At 58.5% G+C, this 21,366-nt stretch carries 7 protein-coding genes; 2 read left to right on the top strand and 5 right to left on the bottom strand.

Annotated features, from left to right (window positions below; genetic code table 11):
• Positions 1-10: 10 nt before the first annotated feature.
• Both FCL49_RS21460 and FCL49_RS21455 read left to right on the top strand, forming a co-directional pair.
• Positions 11-1,648, top strand: coding sequence for an FGGY-family carbohydrate kinase (locus FCL49_RS21460; RefSeq protein WP_061808555.1), 1,638 nt, complete (start codon positions 11-13; stop codon positions 1,646-1,648).
• Positions 1,648-2,247, top strand: coding sequence for a KpsF/GutQ family sugar-phosphate isomerase (locus FCL49_RS21455; protein ID WP_174355067.1), 600 nt, complete (start codon positions 1,648-1,650; stop codon positions 2,245-2,247). The genes FCL49_RS21460 and FCL49_RS21455 overlap by 1 nt, the downstream gene beginning before the upstream one ends.
• Positions 2,248-2,303: 56 nt before the next feature.
• On the opposite strand, the gene FCL49_RS21450 is transcribed toward FCL49_RS21455, so the two are convergent.
• The 5 genes from FCL49_RS21450 to FCL49_RS21430 form a co-directional block, all read right to left on the bottom strand.
• A complete protein-coding gene (locus FCL49_RS21450) occupies positions 2,304-4,202 on the bottom strand; it encodes a bifunctional metallophosphatase/5'-nucleotidase (protein WP_174355066.1) in 1,899 nt (632 codons plus the stop codon).
• Positions 4,203-4,393: 191 nt separating this feature from the next.
• Entirely contained in the window at positions 4,394-5,146 is a 753-nt protein-coding gene (rsmJ, locus tag FCL49_RS21445; protein WP_174355065.1) for a 16S rRNA (guanine(1516)-N(2))-methyltransferase RsmJ, read from the bottom strand.
• An 8-nt stretch (positions 5,147-5,154) separates the two neighbouring features.
• The gene (prlC, locus tag FCL49_RS21440) at positions 5,155-7,197 is read right to left on the bottom strand and encodes an oligopeptidase A (RefSeq protein WP_174355064.1); all 2,043 of its coding nucleotides are present in this window, start codon (positions 7,195-7,197) and stop codon (positions 5,155-5,157) included.
• A 187-nt stretch (positions 7,198-7,384) separates the two neighbouring features.
• Complete coding sequence (locus tag FCL49_RS21435) at positions 7,385-7,954, bottom strand: OmpH family outer membrane protein (RefSeq protein WP_174355063.1); 570 nt, start codon at positions 7,952-7,954, stop codon at positions 7,385-7,387.
• A 105-nt stretch (positions 7,955-8,059) separates the two neighbouring features.
• The gene (locus FCL49_RS21430; protein ID WP_254611129.1) at positions 8,060-21,364 is read right to left on the bottom strand and encodes an autotransporter outer membrane beta-barrel domain-containing protein; all 13,305 of its coding nucleotides are present in this window, start codon (positions 21,362-21,364) and stop codon (positions 8,060-8,062) included.
• Positions 21,365-21,366 lie beyond the last annotated feature (2 nt).

The following is a 21,366-nucleotide window of genomic DNA, read 5'->3' as shown; positions in this document are numbered from 1 at the left end:
GAGAAAAATAATGGCGAGCTATTTTATTGGCGTAGATGTCGGCACCGGAAGTGCGCGCGCTGGGGTATTCGATCTCAACGGCCATATGGTCGGGCAGGCCAGCCGGTCTATCGACCTGTATCGGCCGAAGGCCGACTTTGTTGAACAGTCCTCGGACAATATCTGGCAGGCGGTGTGCAACGCGGTGCGCGATGCGGTCAATCAGGCCGACATCAACCCGATTCAGGTCAAAGGGCTGGGCTTCGACGCTACCTGTTCGCTGGTGGTGCTGGACAAAGAGGGGAAGCCGCTGACCATCAGCCCTTCCGGCCGTACCGAACAGAACATTATCGTGTGGATGGATCACCGGGCCATCACCCAGGCCGAGCGCATTAACGCCACCAAACACCGGGTGCTGGATTTCGTCGGTGGCATCATCTCACCGGAAATGCAGACCCCCAAAATGCTGTGGCTGAAGCAGCATATGCCGACCACCTGGGCCAACGCCGGTTACCTGTTTGATCTGCCGGACTTCCTCACCTGGCGCGCCACTCAGGACGCCACCCGTTCGCTGTGTTCGACGGTGTGCAAATGGACTTATCTCGGCCATGAACAGCGCTGGGACAAAAGCTATTTCAAACAGATTGGGCTGGAAGACGTATTGGAACACGATGCCGCCAAGATTGGCAGCGACGTCAAAATGATGGGTGAACCGCTCGGTCACGGCCTGACCCAGCGCGCCGCCAGTGAGATGGGGTTGATTGCCGGCACCGCGGTCAGCGTGTCGATCATTGATGCCCACGCCGGTACTCTCGGCACGCTGGGGGCTACCGGGGCTTCCGGTGAAGTGGCCGACTTTAACCGCCGCGTCGCACTGATCGGCGGCACCTCGACCGGTCATATGGCGATGTCGCGCACCGCACGCTTTATCCCCGGCGTGTGGGGGCCGTATTACTCGGCCATTCTGCCGGAATACTGGCTGAACGAAGGCGGCCAGTCCGCCACCGGCGCGCTGATTGACCACATCATCCAGTCACATCCTTGTTATCAGGAGCTGCTGGCGCAGGCTAAAACCCAGGGGCAGACCATCTATGAGGTGCTGAATGCCCTGCTGCGCCGTATGGCGGGCGAGCCGGAGGATATTGCCTACCTGACCAAAGACATTCATATGCTGCCGTATTTCCACGGCAACCGCTCGCCGCGCGCCAATCCGACGCTGACCGGTACCCTGACCGGGCTGAAGCTGTCACGCACCCCGGAAGACATGGCGTTGCACTATCTGGCGACCATCCAGGCCATCGCGCTCGGTACCCGCCATATTATCGAAACCATGAACCAAAGCGGTTACAGCATCGATACCATCATGGCCAGCGGCGGTGGTACCAAGAACCCGATTTTCGTGCAGGAACATGCCAATGCCACCGGCTGTGCCATGCTGCTGCCGGAAGAGAGCGAGGCGATGCTGTTGGGCGGCGCGATGATGGGCACCGTGGCGGCCGGGGTGTTCGACAGCCTGCCGGAAGCGATGAGTGCCATGAGCCGTATCGGTAAAACCGTGACGCCGCAGACCAACAAGATCAAACGCTATTACGATCGTAAATACCGCGTGTTCCATGAGCTGTATAACGACCATATGAAATACCGCCAACTGATGCAGGAGGACGCCTGATGCAGCAGGAATGGCAACGGGCAACGCAGGCCTGGGAAATCTACAGCCGGGAGTTGGCCCAATTGGGGCAACGCATCGACCCACAGACCTGGCAACGGCTGCTGACCCTGCTGGCGGAGTGCCGGGGTAAAATTGTGGTCACCGGCGTTGGCACCTCCGGCATCGCCGCACGCAAGGTTGCCCATATGCTGGCCTGCGTGGAGCGACCGGCTATTTACCTGAATGCCACCGACGCGGCGCACGGCGACCTGGGTTTTCTGCGCGGCGATGATCTGATGATTTTGATTTCGCGCGGCGGCAATTCCGACGAGTTGACCCGACTGCTGCCGACGTTGCAGGCCAAGGGCGTGCCGCTGATTGGCGTGACGGAGAATCCGGACTCGGCGATCGCTCAGGCATCACAGCTTGTGATCCGCACTGGGGTGGAAAATGAGATAGATCCGCTGAATATGCTGGCAACTACCTCTATCGTGCTGGTGTTGGCGATTTTCGACGCGGCCTGTGCCTGCCTGATGGAGCGCAGTGGCTACAACAAGGAAACGCTGCTGGCGGTTCACCCGGGCGGTGATGTCGGCAAGCGTTTACTGCAGGGGCATTAAGGTAACAGGGCTCAGCATGCTGAGCCCCTACACACATGCCGAGCCCGTAATCATTATCAAGCCTTGTTAATCGCCTCGATAATCACCAACTGATCGCTCAAACGCTTTTTCACCAGCGGATCGCTGGCGGCACTCAACTGCGCCTGTAGCGCGGCCTGTTGCTGCTGACGTGCCTTCGGCTCGCTGAACAGCAAGCCTTTCACGTTGAATGACGCCACGTTGCCGTAACGCCCATCTTCACTAGTGGGTACGCTGATTTTGCCGTCGTTAAGCAGCTTTTCGACGATCTTGCGCTCACGATCATAACCTTCCAGCCCGACCAACTGCCAGCGCTGCACCGCCTGCCCCTGATACTGGCCTTTTTTCACCTCGGTCAGATAACGGATGGTCAGATTGCGGATGGTACCGGCCTCTTCACCGTATTCCACCTTGCTGTCAGACAGCACCGGGAACTGCATGCCTTCCAGCGCGCCGCCTTTTTGCGTCAAGTGCCCCATACGGTAGCTGTTCATCCCCAGACGGATTGGCGTGCTGTCGGTCACCGGCGTGCCGTCGGCCATCCGCAGGTCCAGGATGCGCTGCCCGGCCGGCTGGCGCAGGTCGATTTTGTAGGTCACGCCATCGAAGAAGTCATTGGTCGAGTATTTCGATGCGCGGCGCTGCGGGTTAAAGCTGTAGGTCACGTCGCCATCATGCAGCTGATTGAAATAGCCTGCCGACCATTCCATGTACTTCTTCAGTTCTTTGCCGCTGAGCTGATAAACGGTGATTTCACCACCGGCATATTGGTAGTTGAAGGCAATGTCCTTGGCGGTGATGGTACCGACGTTCAGCTTCGGCCGGTCGTTATCAATCTGCAACGCGATCACCTGCGCCTGCGGCGCATAGTAATGCCCGGTTTCCTGATACAGCTTGCTGATGCCGGTATCCTGAACATGCACCTGCGGAATGCCCTTCACCGCATCCGGCGGCACCAGATCCTGGCCGCTGAGCTGGGCAATCGGCCGATTGGCATTGGCCCGCAGGATCTTGTGGTACGGCTGATAAATCTCTTCGAGTTTTTTATCCGAGGCGATGCCTTTGATCGGGTAGGTGTAACTGTCTTTGTTGATCAGCACGTACTTGCCGTTGTGCTGCTCAAACTGCAGATCGATGCGTGACAACGCGCGACCATATTTGTCCGGTTCGGTGACGATCACACCGTTAATCACTTCTTTATCGACTTTTACGTGCATATGTCCGGCGACGATCGCCGCCAGCTCCGGGTTAGCCCGGGCAATATCGCCCACGCCGGTGCCCGGCCGCTGGTTCTCGTTGTCGATCCCCATGTGTGCCACCAGCACGATGGCGTCCACCTGTCCCTGGATCTGCTGGATCACCTGCTTCACCGCCTGAACCGGATCGGTAAAGTTCAGCCCTTTCACCCGGTCGGTGCCTTTGGCGAATTCAGCGGTCATCGGCGTATCCATGCCGATAATGCCGATTTTCACCCCCTGGCGCTCAATGATTTTATACGCCGGCAGGTAGGGTTTACCGCTGTCCCATAGAATGTTGCCAGCCAGTGCCGTGCCCTTGAACTGGTTAAGTGAAGTGGAAAGCGGTTTGAGGCCGAAGTCGAATTCGTGATTGCCCATCACCCAGACGTCATAGTCCAGCGCGTTAAAGCCGAGGATCATCGGGCTGGTTTTGTCGTTCTTAAAGGTCTCGACAAAGTTGCCCTGAATGGTGTCACCGGCATCGACCAGGATCACGTTCGGTTGTTGGGCGCGTACCTGATGCACCTGAGTGGCGATCTGGCTCAGGCTACCGGCCAGATTGGCGGTGTCGGTAGAATAATCCCAGGGCACAAAGGTGCCGTGCAGATCAGAGGTGCCGAGAATGGTGATATTGACAGGTTCAGAGGCCATCGCAGAGGTACCCAGGCAAAGCAAAACAGCAAGGAGTGTCTTTTTCATTTATTTAATTATAGGAAGGGAAACGAAAAGGAATCATGCGATCTGGAACACAAGCTTGCCAGTATCTTTGCAAGGTAAAAAATAAAATTGGGAGGTGGATCAATGAATACCTCCCTATTTAACCCTCTATGCCCTAAATAATTGGCGTTGTATCAAGGCCGCTTGTAGGGGCGCTGCATGCCGCGCCCGAATTAACGGGGATAGGGCATGTAGATATCGAAACGGTGACTTTTTGTTGTCGACGCCGCATGTGCCTGTACGTTAGCCAACGGCGGGGCATAATCCGGGCGTTTCACCACCACGCGCTTGGTTGCCAGGCGGCGTGCCGGTTCCAGCAGGCCATCGGCGTCATCGTCGCTGCCCACCAGCGACTGGAACACCCGCATCTCCTTTTTCACCAGCGCACTTTTCTGCTTGTGCGGGTACATCGGATCGAGATACACCACCTCCGGCCGGGGATCAATATCACCCAACGCCGTCAGGCTGGAGGCATGCAACAGCGTCATGCGTTCGCGCAACCATGGGCCGATCTCTGCGTCCTGATAGCCGCGCTGCAGGCCGTCATCCAGCAATGCCGCCACCACCGGATTCCGCTCCAGCATCCGCACCCGGCAGCCCAGAGACGCCAGTACAAAGGCATCGCGCCCCAGACCGGCAGTGGCATCCACCACGTCAGGCCGGTAACTGCCCTTGATGCCGACTGCCTTCGCCACCGCTTCACCGCGCCCGCCGCCAAATTTGCGCCGATGGGCCATAGTGCCGGAGACGAAATCGACGTAGATCGCCCCGAGTTTGGGTTCGTCACGCTTGCGCAGCTCCAGCCGTTCGGGCGTCAACACCAGCGCCATCAGCGCCTCGTCGTCCGAAGTTAACTGCCAGCGCTGCGCCAGAATAGACAAGGCGCCGGGGTCGGCGCCTTCTTCACACAATAAACACACGCTCACCGGTGGGGTTATCCTTTAATGCCGTAATGGCGCAGCATAGCATCCAGCTGCGGCTCACGGCCACGGAAGCGTTTGAACAGTTCCATCGGCTCTTCCGAACCGCCGCGCGACAGGATGTTGTCGAGGAAGGATTTACCGGTTTCAGCGTTGAAAATCCCCTCTTCCTCAAAGCGCGAATAGGCATCGGCCGACAGCACTTCCGCCCACAGGTAGCTGTAGTAGCCCGCCGCGTAACCACCAGCGAAGATATGGCTGAAAGCATGTGGGAAACGGCCCCAGCTTGGTGAAGGTACCACCGCCACCATTTTCTTCACTTCCGCCAAGGTTGGCAGGATCTGCGCGCCTTTTTCCGGGCTGTATTCGGCGTGCATGCGGAAGTCGAACAGACCGAATTCCAACTGACGCAGAATAAACAGCGCCGCCTGGTAGTTTTTGGCGGCCAGCAGCTTGTCGAGCATCTCTTTCGGCAACGGCTCGCCGCTTTGATAGTGGCCGGAGATAAACGCCAGTGCTTCCGGCTCCCAGCACCAGTTTTCCATAAACTGGCTTGGCAGTTCGACCGCATCCCATGGCACACCGCTGATGCCGGAAACGCCGGCGGTGTCGATCTGGGTCAGCATATGGTGCAGACCGTGGCCGAACTCGTGGAACAGCGTGGTCACTTCGTTATGGGTGAACAGCGCCGGTTTGTCGCCCAGCGGACGGTTGAAGTTACAGGTCAGGTAAGCGACCGGCTTTTGCAGCTCGCCGTTGGCCTTGCGCAGGCTGCCGACGCAGTCGTCCATCCATGCCCCGCCGCGCTTGTTTTCACGCGCATACAGGTCAAGGTAGAAGCTGCCGCGCAGTTCGCCGTTGGCGTCGAACAGGTCAAAGAAGCGCACCTCTGGATGCCAGGTATCAACATCCTTGCGCTCTTTGGCGGTGATGCCATAAATGCGTTTGACCACTTCGAACAAGCCTTCCACCACCCGCTGTTCCGGGAAGTACGGGCGCAGTTGCTCGTCGCTGATTGAGAACAGGTGTTGCTTTTGTTTTTCGCCGTAATAGGTGATGTCCCAGGCTTCCAGCTCATCCACACCGTAATGCTGTTTGGCGAAGGCGCGCAGCTGTGCCAGCTCCTGCTCGGCCTGCGGACGGGCACGCTTGGCCAGATCGCTGAGGAAACCGAGCACCTGCTCCGGGTTTTCCGCCATTTTGGTCGCCAGCGATTTGTCGGCGTAGCTGTCAAAGCCCAGCAGTTGGGCCAATTCGTGGCGCAACGCCAGCGTTTCTGCCATCACGTCGCTGTTGTCCCACTTACCGGCATTCGGCCCCTGATCGGAGGCGCGGGTAGCGAAGGCGCGATACATCTCTTCACGCAGGGCGCGGTTGTCGCCGTAGGTCAGTACCGGCAAATAGCTCGGCATATCCAGCGTCAGTAGCCAGCCGTCCTGCTCTTTGGCCTGTGCCATCGCCTGAGCCTGGGCCAGCGCGCTTTCCGGCAGGCCGCTCAGCTCGGCTTGATCGGTGATCAACTTGCTCCAGCCCATGGTGGCATCGAGCACGTTGTTGCTGTAGGTAGAACCCAGCTCGGACAGACGTGCGACGATTTCGCCGTAGCGACGCTGTTTTTCCGGCGACAGGCCGATGCCTGACAGCTCAAAATCACGCAGCGCATTTTCTACCGACTTGCGCTGTGGCGCGGTCAGCTTTTCGAACCCGGCCCCTTCTTTCAGGCTGCGGTAAGCCTGGTACAAGCCTTCGTGTTGCCCTACCCAGGTACCGTATTCAGACAGCAACGGCAGCGCCTGCTCATAGGCAGCCCGCAGCTCCGGGCTGTTTTTTACCGAGTTCAAATGCCCCACCGGCGACCAGATGCGAGACAGGCGATCGTCAGACTCCGCCAGCGGCTGACACAGGTTATCCCAGGTAAACGGCCCCGGCTGCGCGACAACGCGCTCTACCGCAGCGCGGCAATCGGCCAACGCGGATTGCACCGCAGGCACGATATCTTCTGGGCGAATGGCGGAAAACGGTGGCAGGGAAAACGGGGTCAGCAACGGATTTGTCATAGGGCAGTCCTGATTAGCGTTGGGGCCCGCCGCAGCGGGCAGGCCTTAAAATGCGTATGAATATCTAACATGGAGCCAAGCAGCAGGAAAATCAATGGCCGGGCGTTGATAGATAGTGCCTTGCACCGCATTCAGCAGGATCTGCACCGCCAGCGCAGCCCGATGATCGTCGTCTATGACTTAACAATCATTTCCCGCTATCGAGTTTGCTACCCGGCGCGCCAATATCTGTACTCGTTTTGGGTGATGAGTCTTTTATCGTCACTTTAGGCAACTCACCATATTTCACCTGTGTGTCTTTAAGCAGGACAATAATCTCATTGGTGATGTCATCTTTTTTATCTGCAGCAAGAACGGTCGCCTTATCCATCACCATATCCAATTTGTGATTCACCCGATAATCTTCGATTACCGCAGTGATCGCCTTGATACTCTGCTCACGGGCATTGTTCTGTTCACCCTGCCATAGTTGATTCAGCGCCAAACTATCGGCAGCACGACTCTGCTGCTGTTGGGCCTCCGGCATCGTTTTATATTTGGCCTGAGCTTCATTATTAGCCTGGATTAAAACATTCCTGACCTGTTGGTTATGCTCAAACTCCTGTTTCCCCACTGGCGAGTCACTCAATGTTTTGGCTACGTCAACGTAGGCCATTTTGGGGGAAGTCAAAGCCATCTGATCGCATCCGCTCAAGAGGGCCGCCACTACGCCCAGAAGTAAGAGTTTTTTAACCTGTGAGCCATTCGTTCTTTTCATAACCTTAACCTCAATAATTTCTCTTCACAGAATGTGAAATTAAATACAAAAAAATAAGCAATCAGCCGCCCTGACGTGACTGATTGCTTAGTGTGTGAATACCTGTCAGAAGTTGTATTTCACTCCGACCATTGCGGAAGCATCGCTATACCCTTTGTCCCCGACCTGAACCCCAACGTCTCCCCACAGGTTAAGACGTGGGCTGATCTGGCCTTCAACACCGGTTTTCACTTCCCCGATATTGCGGGTACCAGACTGATACTCACTCATGCCGTCCATTCGGGTACCGAAACTTTGCGTATTGTGGATCCAGTTCACTTCAACAAAAGGCTGGAAGGTTCTGTCTTTACCGTCATCGACTTTGCTGTGTCCTTTCAGGTAAGTACGCACACCCAGACGAGTCTGGAGATTGCCGTCACCCTCACCACTGACACGGGTACCATTGCTTTCGCGGTGGTCATCGGCCCGCACGCCCATCCAGATAGCCTGCGCCTGAGGCTGAATAAACCATTCATTCAGTGAACCCTGGCTACCGGCAAACTCGCCGAGTTTGTGCGTGTAACCCATCTCAAGCGACGCGGTTATCCCACTCGATTTGTAGGACTCACCCTGAATATCCTGACCGTCCACCGAGTTGTTAAACCAGCTGTACTGCGCCCAACTGTCCAGATAAGCACCTTGTTTGCTCTCATTATTCTGATACCAGGTCGCGTAAAGCCCCGCACTGTAGCCGTCGACAGAACCTTTTGAATGGTATCCGGTGCTGTTCGAATCGGTATTGCTGCTGTTATTGCCGTAACCGGCCATCACACCGAGATGCCAGCGCTGCAGGCCATCCGGGCTCCACTGGGCAATATCTCCGCCCAGTTGCGTGACGTAACGGTTACTTTGGGTATCAAGCTGACCACTGGAGTCAGTCCAGCCGTTATGCCCACCGACCTGACGCAACCACATGCTGGTGACCTTCTGCTCGCCGGTCAGCGCATCGGTGTACTGCGTTTCACCCAGGCGGTCGTGCAGTCGGGTGATAAACATGCTGTTCGCCGCAGCCAGGTTGGCGGTATAGCTCGCCGATTCCGGACGAATGTTGGCTTTTTTCTGCGGATCTTCTGCCGGTACGGTGGTATCCAGGCTGGTCAGGAACCAGTCAGCGCCTTTCTTCGTCAGGCTGTAGTCATAGACTCCGGCAACAATACGGCCCGATTTGGTGAAGGTCCCATCGGACTGGCCTTTGACTTCCACCACACGGATACCTTCTACCGTTTGCGCACCGCCGCCCCCGACATTATTCACCTTAACAAAGGTGTTCCCGCTGGTATTGCCGTTGACCAGAAGCTTGTCGGTAACGGATGAGTCATTACCCAGTACGGTGTTCAGTACCAGCGTCCCGCCCTGACCGTTCCAGTTATTGGCCGTGAGCGTGCGTCCGGCCGTCATCGGTGAAGCAGGCGCGACATAGTTGAGGGTACCGGCGAGGTTAACGTCGTCGACCAGCGAGTCCGCCGTCATGTTCCAGCGGCTGGCTGCATCGATGTTGACATCCGTTGGATCAATCCAGCCGGTCAGGCTCGCGCCATTGCGCAGAGACAAAGCTGTATCGTCTTTGGCAATGATATTACTGACCAGTTGTGCGCCACCTTTGCTGCCATCGAGCACCAGTTCACCGCCGTCGATATAGGTGTTGCCCGTCCAGTCGGTTTTACCCGTCAGTACGGTCTCGCTGTCACCCTGTTTGACCACCTCACCTTTGCCATTGATGTTGTTATTCATCGTGCCGGCAGCATCATCGAGTACCAGCTTGCCGTCGGTGGTGATCGCGCTGCTGCCCAGACCCTCGACATCATTGAGGCTGACCGTCGCGCCGGTGGCGATATTGGTGTCGGCCATCAGCCCGGTGTTTGCGCCCTGCACGTCCAGCGTGCCGCCATTGACTTTCAGCTTGCCTGCGCCGGTCAGCGATCCGGCCGAGGTACCGCCGTTGCTCACATTCAGCGTGCCACCGTTGATATTCAGCGTCGAACCCGCCGCGCCGTTAAGGGCGCCAATAGTCTGCAACTTGCCGTTCAGGTCAAACCCGCCTGAAGCCGCCAGATTCAGTTTGCTGGTCTGGCCCAGCGCATTGTCGGCTTCGGAACGTAGCGTACCGGCTTTCACACTCGTTTCACCGCGGTAGTCGTTAGTGGTGTTAGACAGTGACACCACCCCCGTACCGGCATCAATTGCCAGGCTGCCGTTGCCGGTAATTTTGGCCGACATATCCGCCGCCGCCCCGCTCGTCCCGCTATCTTGGGCCAATGTCAGCGTCTGATCCGCCTGCAGATCAAGCTCGGTCAGGCCGTAGTTCACATACAGGCCATCCGCCGCCGTACCTGAGGTCAGGCGGTAATCATAAGTGCCACGGGCCACAATCTGGCCATTCTGGCTGATGTCAGACTGTCGTGCCTCGGTAATGGCATTACCGTCCTGATCGACCAGTTTGATGGCCCCCCCGCTGCCTTTGGTCACCTTCGAGCCGACCAGTTTTACACTCACGTTGGCGTCATCCTGCATCAGCAGATTGACCGAGTTGTCGGTATCCCTGCCGCCAGGAACGTAAGGCTTGGGAAGATTAATACGTACCGTACCGGCGTGGCTGACATCCAGCGTATTGGCCGTGATCAGACTGGTTGCCACGCTTTGTTCCGGTGCCGACGCATTGAACAGCAGGGTGCCGCCGTTAATGGTCAGCCCCCCGATATGCTGATCGCCATCACCGACGGTGGTCACGTTGCCATTGCCCGCTTCAAGCGTCGCTCCGGTCAGTGCCGTGGTGTTGTCATCGGCCAGCGTGAAGGTGTTGTCCGTCAGCACCACTGTACCGGCAAAGTTGGCTCCCACGCCGCTACCAAACGAGAACGCCTGGTTGGCATTGGAGGCATTCAACGTACCGCTGCCGGTCAGCGCATTATCGAAGCTGAAGGCCCCTGTGGTGAGGGTATTCACCACGCCACCCGCCGCAATAGCCACCGTACCGCTGCCCAGGTTATCGGTGCTGCTGGTCGCGCTATCCGCCACCGCCAGCGTGCCCGTATCGGTCACCTGCCAGTCGCCGGTGTAGGCGCTATTATCCGCGGTGATGGTGGCCTGCGCCCCACTGACCCGGGTGCTGCCCGCGCCTGCCAGTTGATTATCGAAGACGCTCGCCGAAGCCAGCGCCAGATCCAGCGTCGCCCCACCAGCGATATTGACCGTGCCGCTGCCTGCGCCGTCGGTATCCGTCAGTTGCAATACGCCACCCGAAACGGTGGTGCCACCACTGTAGCTGTTGGCCTGATCGACAGTCAGCGTGCCGCTGCCGTTTTTGGTCAGCACACCCACGCCGTTGAGCGCATTGGCCAGCGTCCAGTCGGTGGTGGTGTCCACATTAAAGGTGCCGCTGTTATTGATCGCCGCCGTGCCCAGGTTGCTGGCCTGCGTCGCCGTCAGGCGCGTGCCTGCCGCCAGGTTCCAACTGCCGGACAGCGCGTTATTACCGGCCAAAGTCACGTCGGCGGCGTTGTTCAACTCAACCACACCGGTTCCGGCGATGGTGTTATCCAGCGTGCCGCTGGTGCCGTTTAACGTCAGTGTGCCGTCGGTGGTGATCGCGCTGCTGCCCAGACCATCAACATTATTGAGGCTGACCGTCGCGCCGGTAGCGATATCCGTGCCTGCGGTCAGCCCGCTGTTCGCGCCCTGCACGTCCAGCGTACCGCCCGTGACATTCAACTGACCTGCGCCAGTCAGCGCACCCAGCGAGGTACCGCCATTGCTCAGGTTCAGCGTGCCACCGTTGATATTCAGCGTCGAGCCCGCCGCGCCGTTCAGCGCCCCCAGAGTCTGCGTCTTGCCATTGAGGTCGAATCCTGTGGTGTCGGCCAGATTCAGTTGGCTGGTCTGCCCCAGTGCGTTGTCCGATTCAGAGCGCAATGTGCCCGAGTTCACACTCGTTTCACCGGTGTAATCACTGAGCGCGTTAGACAGTGACAACGCCCCCGTACCGGCATCAATCGCCAGGTTGCCACTGCCGGTAACTTTGGCCGACATATCCGCCGCCGCCCCGCTCGCCCCGCTATCTTCGGCCAGTGTCAGGGTCTGGCCTGCCTGCAGGTCCAGCTCTTTCAGACCGTAGTTCACATACAGACCGTCCATTGCCGGGCCTGAGGTCAGACGGTAGTCGTAGGTCGCACGCGCCACGATGTTGCCGTTCTGGCTGATATCAAGCTGGCGTGGTGCCGTAATGACCTTGCGATTTTGGTCGGTCAGGGTAATGGCACCACCGCTGCCGCTCACCGAGCTCGCCTTAACCAGTTGAACGCCGACGTTGGCCTCATCCTGCATCAGCAGATTGACCGTGTTTGGCGTATCCGGCGGGCTTGGGGTAAACGGCATCGGCAGATTCAGACGCACCGTACCGGCATGGCTGACATCTTCCTTCACCGCCGTGATCAGGCTGGTTGCCACGATCTGTTCCGGTGCCGACGCATTAAACTGCAGGGTACCGCCGTTAATGGTCAGCCCGCCGATATGCTGATCGCCATCACCGACGGTGGTCACGTTGCCATTGCCTGCTTCAAGCGTCGCTCCGGTCAGTGCCGTGGTGTTGTTATCGGCCAGCGTAAAGGTGTTGTCCGTCAGCACCACTGTACCGGCAAAGTTGGCTCCCACGCCGCTGCCAAACGAGAACGCCTGGTTGGCATTGGAGGCATTCAACGTACCGCTGCCGGTCAGCGCATTATCGAAGCTGAAGGCCCCTGTGGTGAGGGTATTCACCACGCCACCCGCCGCAATAGCCACCGTACCGCTGCCCAGGTTATCGGTACTGCTGGTCGCGCTATCCGCCACCGCCAGCGTGCCCGTATCGGTCACCTGCCAGTCGCCGGTGTAGGCGCTATTATCCGCGGTGATGGTGGCCTGCGCCCCACTGACCCGGGTGCTGCCCACACCGGCCAGTTGATTATCGAAGACGCTCGCCGAAGTCAGCGCCAGATCCAGCGTCGCCCCACCAGCGATATTGACCGTGCCGCTGCCTGCGCCGTCGGTATCCGTCAGTTGCAATACGCCACCCGAAACGGTGGTGCCACCACTGTAGCTGTTGGCCTGATCGACAGTCAGCGTGCCGCTGCCGTTTTTGGTCAGCACACCCACGCCGTTGAGCGCATTGGCCAGCGTCCAGTCGGTGGTGGTGTCCACATTAAAGGTGCCGCTGTTATTGATCGCCGCCGTGCCCAGATTGCCGGCCTGCGTTGCCGTCAGGCGCGTGCCTGCCGCCAGGTCCCAACTACCGGACAGCGCGTTATTGCCTGCCAAAGTCACGTCGGCGGCGTTGTTCAGCTCAACCACACCGGTACCGGCGATGGTGTTGTCCAGCGTACCGCTGGTGCCGTTTAACGCCAGTGTGCCGTCGGTGGTGATCGCGCCGCTGCCCAGACCATCAACATCATTGAGGCTGACCGTTGCGCCGGTGGCGATGTGGGTGCCTGCGGTCAGGCCGCTGTTCGCGCCCTGCACGTCCAGCGTACCGCCCGTGACATTCAACTGACCTGCGCCAGTCAGCGCACCCAGCGAAGTGCCGCCATTGCTCACATTCAGCGTGCCGCCGTTGATATTCAGCGTCGAGCCCGCCGCGCCGTTCAGCGCACCCAGGGTCTGCGTCTTGCCATTGAGGTCAAATCCGGTGGTATTGGCCAGATTCAGCTTGCTGGTCTGCCCCAGCGCGTTATCGGTACCTGCCCGCAACGTGCCCGCTTTCACGCTGGTCTCGCCGGTATAATCGTTGGTGGCATTGCTCAGTGTCAGAGTGTCAGTCGCATCGATAGCCAGATTCCCGGCACCGGTCAATTTGGCATGCAGCTCATCGGCCCCCGAAGAAGCTGAAGTATCCCCCGATAGCGTGGTCGTCTGGTTGGCTTGCAGCGCCAACTGGGTCAGACGGTAAGAGGCGTACAACCCATCAACGGTGCTGCTGCCTGCCGCACGAGTATCGAGGCCGTATGAATAGGTGCCGATGGCGACCGTATTACCGCCCTGAACGACGTTCGACGTGCCCGATGTCAGGACATTGCCAGCCAGATCCTTAAGCACCAGGTTGTCCGCCGAACCACTCACCGTGTTAGCAGAGACCAGGCGCCGGGTGGTGCCTTCGTCCTGCGCCAACAAATTGCCCGAACTGCCCGCATCTTGCGGATCCAATTCGACACTGCCCGTGGTCAGTGCCAGAGTATTAGCCGTCACGGTGCCAGTCGGCAGATTTCGCAGATTCAGCGTGCCACCGTTAAAGGTCAGGTTACCGATAGTCTGGTTGCCCACACCTGCCGTGGTCAGGTTACCCGCCCCCATTTCCAACGTCGCATGGGTCAGGGCCGCGGTATTATCGCCGGACAAATCAAAGGTGTTGTTGGTCAGCACCATGGTGCCGGTAAAGCCGGTGCCCACGCCGCTGCCGAAGGAGAATGCCTGCCCACCGCTGGCCGCATTCAGCAGGCCGCCGCCGGTCAGTAGGTTGTTAAAGCTGAATATCCCCGTCGTGTTGATATTCACCACCCCCCCCGCCGCGATATCGACCCCACCGCCTCCCAGGTTGGTATTACTGTTTGTGGCGCTATTGGCCACGGCCAGCGAACCGCCGGAAGTAATACGCCAGTCACCGGTGTAGGCCGAGTTGGCACCGGTGATGGTGGCCTGTGCTCCGCTTACGGTGGTAATACCCGCGCCGGTCAGCAGATTGTCGAAGATACCGGCCGAGGTGAACGCCAACTCCAGACCTGCCGTCGTGGCCACATTCACCGCACCGGAACCCGCGCTGTCGGCGTCGGTCAGTGTCAGCAGCCCATCCGCGATAGTGGTGCCACCGCTGTAGGTCTTGGCTCCGGCCAATACCAGTGTGCCGGCATCGGACTTGGTCAGTGCGCCTGCGCCATCAACCGTACCGGTTAACGTCAGCGTAGTGCCGCCGTTCACAGCCAGCGTTGCGCCACCCGCATTGAACGTGGTGCTGCGTGAGGAGGTCAGCGTCGCTGTGGTTGCCAGCGTGCCGCCATTAAGACTCAGAGTGCCCGTGTCGGCGCCGAGGTTGGCGTCGCTTGAGATCTGCAGGATCCCGCCATTAATGGCCGTGCCACCACTGTAAGTATTGCTGCCGGTCAGCACCAGCGTACCGGCGTCGGTTTTGGTTAACTTCCCGCTGCCATCGACAATCCCCTCGAGCGTCAATGTGCTGCCGTTGTCGATATCCAGCGTACCGCCACCCGCAGCCAGCGTTGTGGCACGCGCCGAGGCATAGGTATGGGTTACTTCCAGCGTACCGCCATCCAGACTCAATGCGCCCGTGGTCGCACCGAGACCCGCATCGCTGGAGACACTCACCGTACCACCATTAATCGCCGTGCCACCGCTGTAAGTATTGGTGCCGCCAAGCACCAGCTTACCGGCGTCGGTTTTGGTTAACTTACCCGCACCGTCGACAACACCGCTCATCGTCAGCGTCTGGTTGGCATCAATATCGAACGTTCCCCCTTTGGCATTGAGGGTGGTCGCGCGCGTCGTCGTGAAGGAGCCTGTGGTTTCCAACGTACCGCCATCCAGGCTTAGCGCGCCGGCATTGCTACCGAGGTTGCTGTCGCTTGCCACGCTCAGCGTACCGCCGTTAATAGCCGTCCCGCCGCTCCAGGTATTGGCGCCGGTCAGTATCAATTTGCCCGGGTCCATCTTCGTCAGGCGGGTGTTCCCCTGCAGCACAGAGCCGATGGTCGCGCTGTAACCTGCCCCCGCATCACTGCCGTCGCCAACGCGGACGGTGGTACTGCCGGTGCCGGAAGCCGTTTCAAGCAGCGTTATCGCGCCGCCGTTAACCGAGTAGCCATTGACCGCAAACTGGATGCCGCTGGTCGAAATAGGCCCCTGGCTGGTATCCACCGTGACCGGTGCGCCCGCGCCCTGGAAGATAACGAATGAGGTAGGGGTATAGGTCGAGTTAATCGAACTGCTGGCATCGCCCCACGACTGGTTAGCCAGGTTTCGGCTCCACACCCCCGCGCCGCCATCCGCGACACCGTTGTTGTAGTCCGCCGGGTTGCTGCCATCCCAGACCGCCGTCAAAATACCGGTGGTGTTAATCAGGTTGATTTGCCCCGGAACGCCGGTCTGCAATGCGACGGTGGTTGACGGAGGCATATTGCCCAGTGCCAGACCGTTATTGGTCAGGGTGCCGTCATAGTTGAAGATACGGTAGATGCCCGGGTCAAATGAGCCCCCGGTCGGTATATTGACATCAAGGCGACCATCGAGAGTCAGATTGCCTTTAACATTGGTCAGGCTGTTTTGCGGGGCGCCGTTGAGCGTACCGAAGGTATAACGCAAGATTGAGGTGCCGTTGAGCGCCAGATTGCCTTTGATCGTCAAGGTCCCGCCAGTACCATTGGTGCTGCCCGGCGTCAGAATGCCATCATTGGCAATGGACACATTGCCGCCAATAATGCCGGTACCGCCGAGACTGGCCCCCCCAGAGACCATCGTGTCCCCCGTCGCCGCCGACTGATCGCCATTGATGGTCAGCCGACCGGCGGACACTCTGGTGGTGCCTTTATAGGTATTGTTGCCCGTCAGGATCAGGTTACCCGGCCCCATTTGCAGCAAGCCACCGGTGCCCGACACAAAATCGTTAAACGCCATGGCATCGCTGCGGTTGAAGGCCAGAGTGCCATTGTTGAGGATATCGCCGACCAGCGAACCGGTGGTGCCACCATTGCCCAACTGCAGCGTGCCTGCATTGATGGTGGTGAGACCGCTATAGGTATTGGCCCCCGTCAGGACGGTGGTGCCAGTGCCGTTTTGTTGTAGATTGCCAGAGCCGGAGATCACACCGCCAAAGGTGTAACTATCGCTGCGTTTGAAAGCAAGATTACTGTTGTTAGTGATGTCACCGGCTATCGAACCCGACGCGCCGCCATTACCTATCTGCAACGTACCCGCGCTGATCGTTGTGCCACCGGTCTGGGCCAGGTTGCTGGTAATGGCGGTAGTACCGGTGCCGTTCTGCTGCACCGAACCCGCCCCCGAAACTGGTGCACCATAGCTGAAAAGATCGCTGCGGTTAAAAGACAGCACGGCTCCTGCGCCAACGTTGACAGCGCCACCAAGGTTGCCAACCGTCCCCCCATCGCCTAACTGTACCGTCCCGGCGTATATCACCAAACTACCGCCAAAACCGTTATCGGCAGCAATCACCAGGGTACCCGCCCCGTTTTTTCTGAATGTCGAACTCCCTGACTGGTAGCCGGTCATAGTGACGGTTTCGTCCGGCTGCACAATAATTGTTCCGCCACCCAATCCCGGCTGCCAATAAATGCCCTGCGAGAGAGTAAAGCTGCCAATGGTCTGTATGACAGGAAAGTCATGAAGAGTGATCGTACCGGTACCAAAGCTATTCGTGGAGTTAACCTGGACTGTCGCCCCAGCCACATCTGTACCACCGCTGTAAGTATTGTTACCAAACAGCGCTATATTCGCGCCAGAACCGATAAGTAACCGGCCAGGTCCGGAGACATTTCCATCGACCGTCAAGATGCCACTTAAACCGCCATTACCGCGAAGAGTGATATCACGGCTCATGCGGAAACCCGACGTCGCCACTAGCCAACCGTTATTGAACGTCAGATTACCCGATGCATCCCCGAGATTACTGTCACTGGCAACCCGCAATTGACCACCATTAATTGCAGTGCCACCGCGGTAGGTATTCGTTCCACTCAGAGTGAGGGTTCCACTGCCCTGCGTGACTGCACCGCTGCCGGAAATGACCCCGGCATAGGTGTACCCAGCATTGCGGTTAAAAGCCAGGGTGCCATTGTTGGTAACATCACCCACGAGTGAGCCGTTACCATTTGCGCTACCATCACCTAATTGCAGAGTCCCGCGGTTGATAGTGGTGGTGCCGGTATAGGTATTGTTAGCCGTCAATACCGTGGTGCCATTACCATTTTGCGCCAGCGTACCGGTGCCGGAAATTACCCCGCCATAAGTGACCGCATCGCTTCGGTTGAAGACCAGGCTGCTGTTATTAAGCATCGCGCCGATGCCCAACGACCCCGTTGTCCCACCATCGCCGATCTGTAAAACGCCTGATGAGATGGTCGTTGTGCCGCTGTAACTATTGTTGCCAGTCAGTACCGTGGTACCTGACCCCATCTGCTGGACGGCTCCGTTGCCGGAGATCACACCGTTAAAACTGGCGATATCACTACGATTAAAGGCCAGGGTGCCGTTGTTAAGGATATTGCCGACCACCGAACCCGAAGTGCCACCATTACCGAGTTGCAGATTACCTGCACTGATGGTGGTTCCACCGGTATAAGTATTGGCACCCGTGAGTACCAGTTTGCCCATATCGGTTTTGGTCAAACCCACGCTGCCCTGTAATACCGCGCCAATAGTCGCGACATAGCCATTTCCGGCTGTCGTGCCATCGCCGACTCGAACCGTGGCACTCCCCGCGCCCGTGGTGGTTTCGGCCAGGTTAATGGCGTCGCCGTTGACGCTATAACCGTGGGTCGCAAATTGCATCCCTGTGGACGTCACCCCACCCAGGCTATCGTCAACCGTCACCGTACCAGGAGTGCCCTGGAACACCGCGAAACCAGGACTGTAGACCCCGTTGGTGGCCCCGGAAATATTGGTCCAATTGCTGTTGGCGCCCGCGCCGCTGTTCCAGATGCCGGAGCCCCCGTTCACCGCACCATTGTTCGCATTGCCCGCCGTAGCCCCATCCCAGAAGCGCATATTCGCCAGCGTGTTAATCAGGTTGATCTGGCCTGGTTCCGAGGTCTGTAACGCCGTGTTGGCACCGGCAGGCATGGTACCCAGATTCAGCCCCTGGTCGTGTAACGCGCCCGAATAGCTGATGATGCGGTAAACCCCGGCGCCAAATGCCCCCCCTTCGGTGGTACTGACATTCAGCGTACCGTCCAGCGTGAGGTCTCCCCCCACGGTCGTCAGGTCGTTATACCGCCCCCCAACCACATCGGGCTGGCCGAGGTTATAGTTGAGGATTGAGCCACCAGACAGCAGCAAACTGCGACGAATAGCCAGAGTCCCCGCCGCACCGTCCGAGCTGCCCGGAGCCAGAATGCCGCCGTCCAGCACCCTGACATCACCACCAAGGGTGCCCGAACCGCCCAGCGTGGCACCGGATTCCACGGTGGTCATGCCACTAGCCGCAGTCTGGTCGCCATTGATGTAAAGCGAACCTGCCGCCACCCGCGTCGCACCGGTATAAGTATTGTTACCACTAAGTGTGGTGGTCCCCGTCCCCATCTGGGTAAAGGTGCCGGTACCAGAAATCAGACTACCGAACCCATAAGCATCAGAGCGATTAAAAGCCAGTGCGCCGTTGTTGGTGATATTCCCGCTGCCCAATGCGCCTGAGGTGCCGCCATTGCCGACCTGCAAGGTACCGCCATCAATGAAAACGGCACTGCTCGAGGTATTGGCACCGGCCAACACCAGCGTACCGGTGTTGGTTTTTCGTAATGTAGAGGAGCTGCCGTAGACATCGTTATTGACCGTCAGCGTGGTGGTCGGTGCCACATCGATAGTGGCGCCTCCGGCACCGTTATCGAGACCAATCCGGTTGATGGTCATGCTCTTGGTCGTGGCCAAGGTGCCGTTATTGAGATTCACATTTTTACTGCTGCCAAGACTGGCGGCATTCGACACATAAGCCTTGATCCCCCCCAGCAAAAAAGTGGTGCCGGTATAGGTATTGTTATTGGTTAGTGTCACCGTGCCACCAGGTGTACCTGCACCGTTCAGTGCAAGGTAGCCCCCACCCGAAATCACCCCGTTCAGCGTCACATTGGCGCCATTGAAGGCTTCTATCCAACCGTTACTGTTAAGCGCGATATTGCGAGAGGTGCTGAAATCGGTGGTAGCACGCAGGGTGCCGGCATTGACGAAGCGTATAACGCCGGACGCGTCACCGAGGTTGGCATCGCTTGATACCGACAGCGTCCCGCCCCAGATGTTGGTGCCGCCGGTATAGGTATTTGCACCGGTCAGAATGACGTTCCCGCTATCAACCCCCAAGGCACCCGCCCCAGACACCACACCACTGAGAGTCAATGGAAGCGCGGCGTTGTTACTGCCCACATAAGCGTTAACACCGCTGTCGATAACCACATTACGTGCGGTAGTCAAGGTGGCGCTGGTATGGAAGTTACCGCTACCGGTGAAGTGTAACTGGCCTGACGATGCACCGAGGTTAGCATCATCGGCCACCTGTAATACCCCACTGCGTATCAGGGTGTCGCCGGTGTAGGTGTTAGCACCGCTCAATACTGTGGTGCCGCCATTTTGCTGTACCGCACCGCGACCCGAAATTACGCCAGCGTAAGTGTAGGTATTATTGTGACTGAAGCTCAGCACACCGTTGTTCGTAACGTTACCGGTGATTGAACCCGTCGCGCCACCATTACCGATCTGCAAGGTGCCCGCGTTAATAATGGTGCCACCGGTGTAGGTATTGGTGCCTGCAAGCAGGGTGGTGCCACTACCGTTTTGCTGGAGTTGACCGGAGCCGGAAATCGCTGCGGCAGTGGTATAACTGTTGCTGAGATTAAAGGCGAGGATGCCGTTATTGGTCACCGCACCGCTGCCCAATGCCCCTGAGGTTCCGCCATTGCCAATCTGCAGGGTACCGCCGTTAATCGTGGTTGTGCCGCTATAGGTATTCGCACCCGACAGGATCAGCTTACCGGCACCATCAAAAGTGAAGGCACCGCTTCCGCCGAGGGCTCCGCCCATAATGGCCTGGCCACCCGAGGCAACGTTAACTGTTGCGCCGCCCTGACCCAGGGTGACGCTGCGGGTGGTATTGAACAGACTCCCGGTGACGGCCAGCGTACCGCGAGTTGAGGCATCGCCCAGCGAGAGTGTACCGGTCGACGCGCCAAGATTGGCGTCGGTCGACACCTGCAAGGTACTGTTACCGGAGACGGTGGTGTTCCCCGTGTAGGTATTGACCCCACCCAACACGATAGTGCCGCCGCCCTTAATATCACGGCGGCCACTACCGGCAATGACCGAGTTGATGGTGGCTGTACTGCCACTGCCCGCGCTAATCACCATGGTACCCGAAGCGGAGTTGATGGTGCCGCCGTTCAGGGTATAGCCATTGGTCGCAAACAACAGATCCTGAACGGTAAACGCACTCCCCAGGGTGACGGTTCCCGCCGTCCCGCCGAACTGAGCGCTGTCCCCTGCCAGGTTATTCCAGGGCAAGGTGACCGTACCGTTGAACCATTCACCGCTGGCGAGATCCCAGGTGCCGGATCCGCCCGAGTTCTGCCCCGAAGGCGACCACGAGACCGTCGAAGCTTGCACCGTTCCACACATCATAA

Source organism: Serratia proteamaculans (genome assembly GCF_013337185.1).
Lineage (GTDB): Bacteria > Pseudomonadota > Gammaproteobacteria > Enterobacterales > Enterobacteriaceae > Serratia > Serratia proteamaculans_D.
Note: the sequence above shows the minus strand (reverse complement) of the source record. Positions and strands in the feature narration are given on the sequence as shown.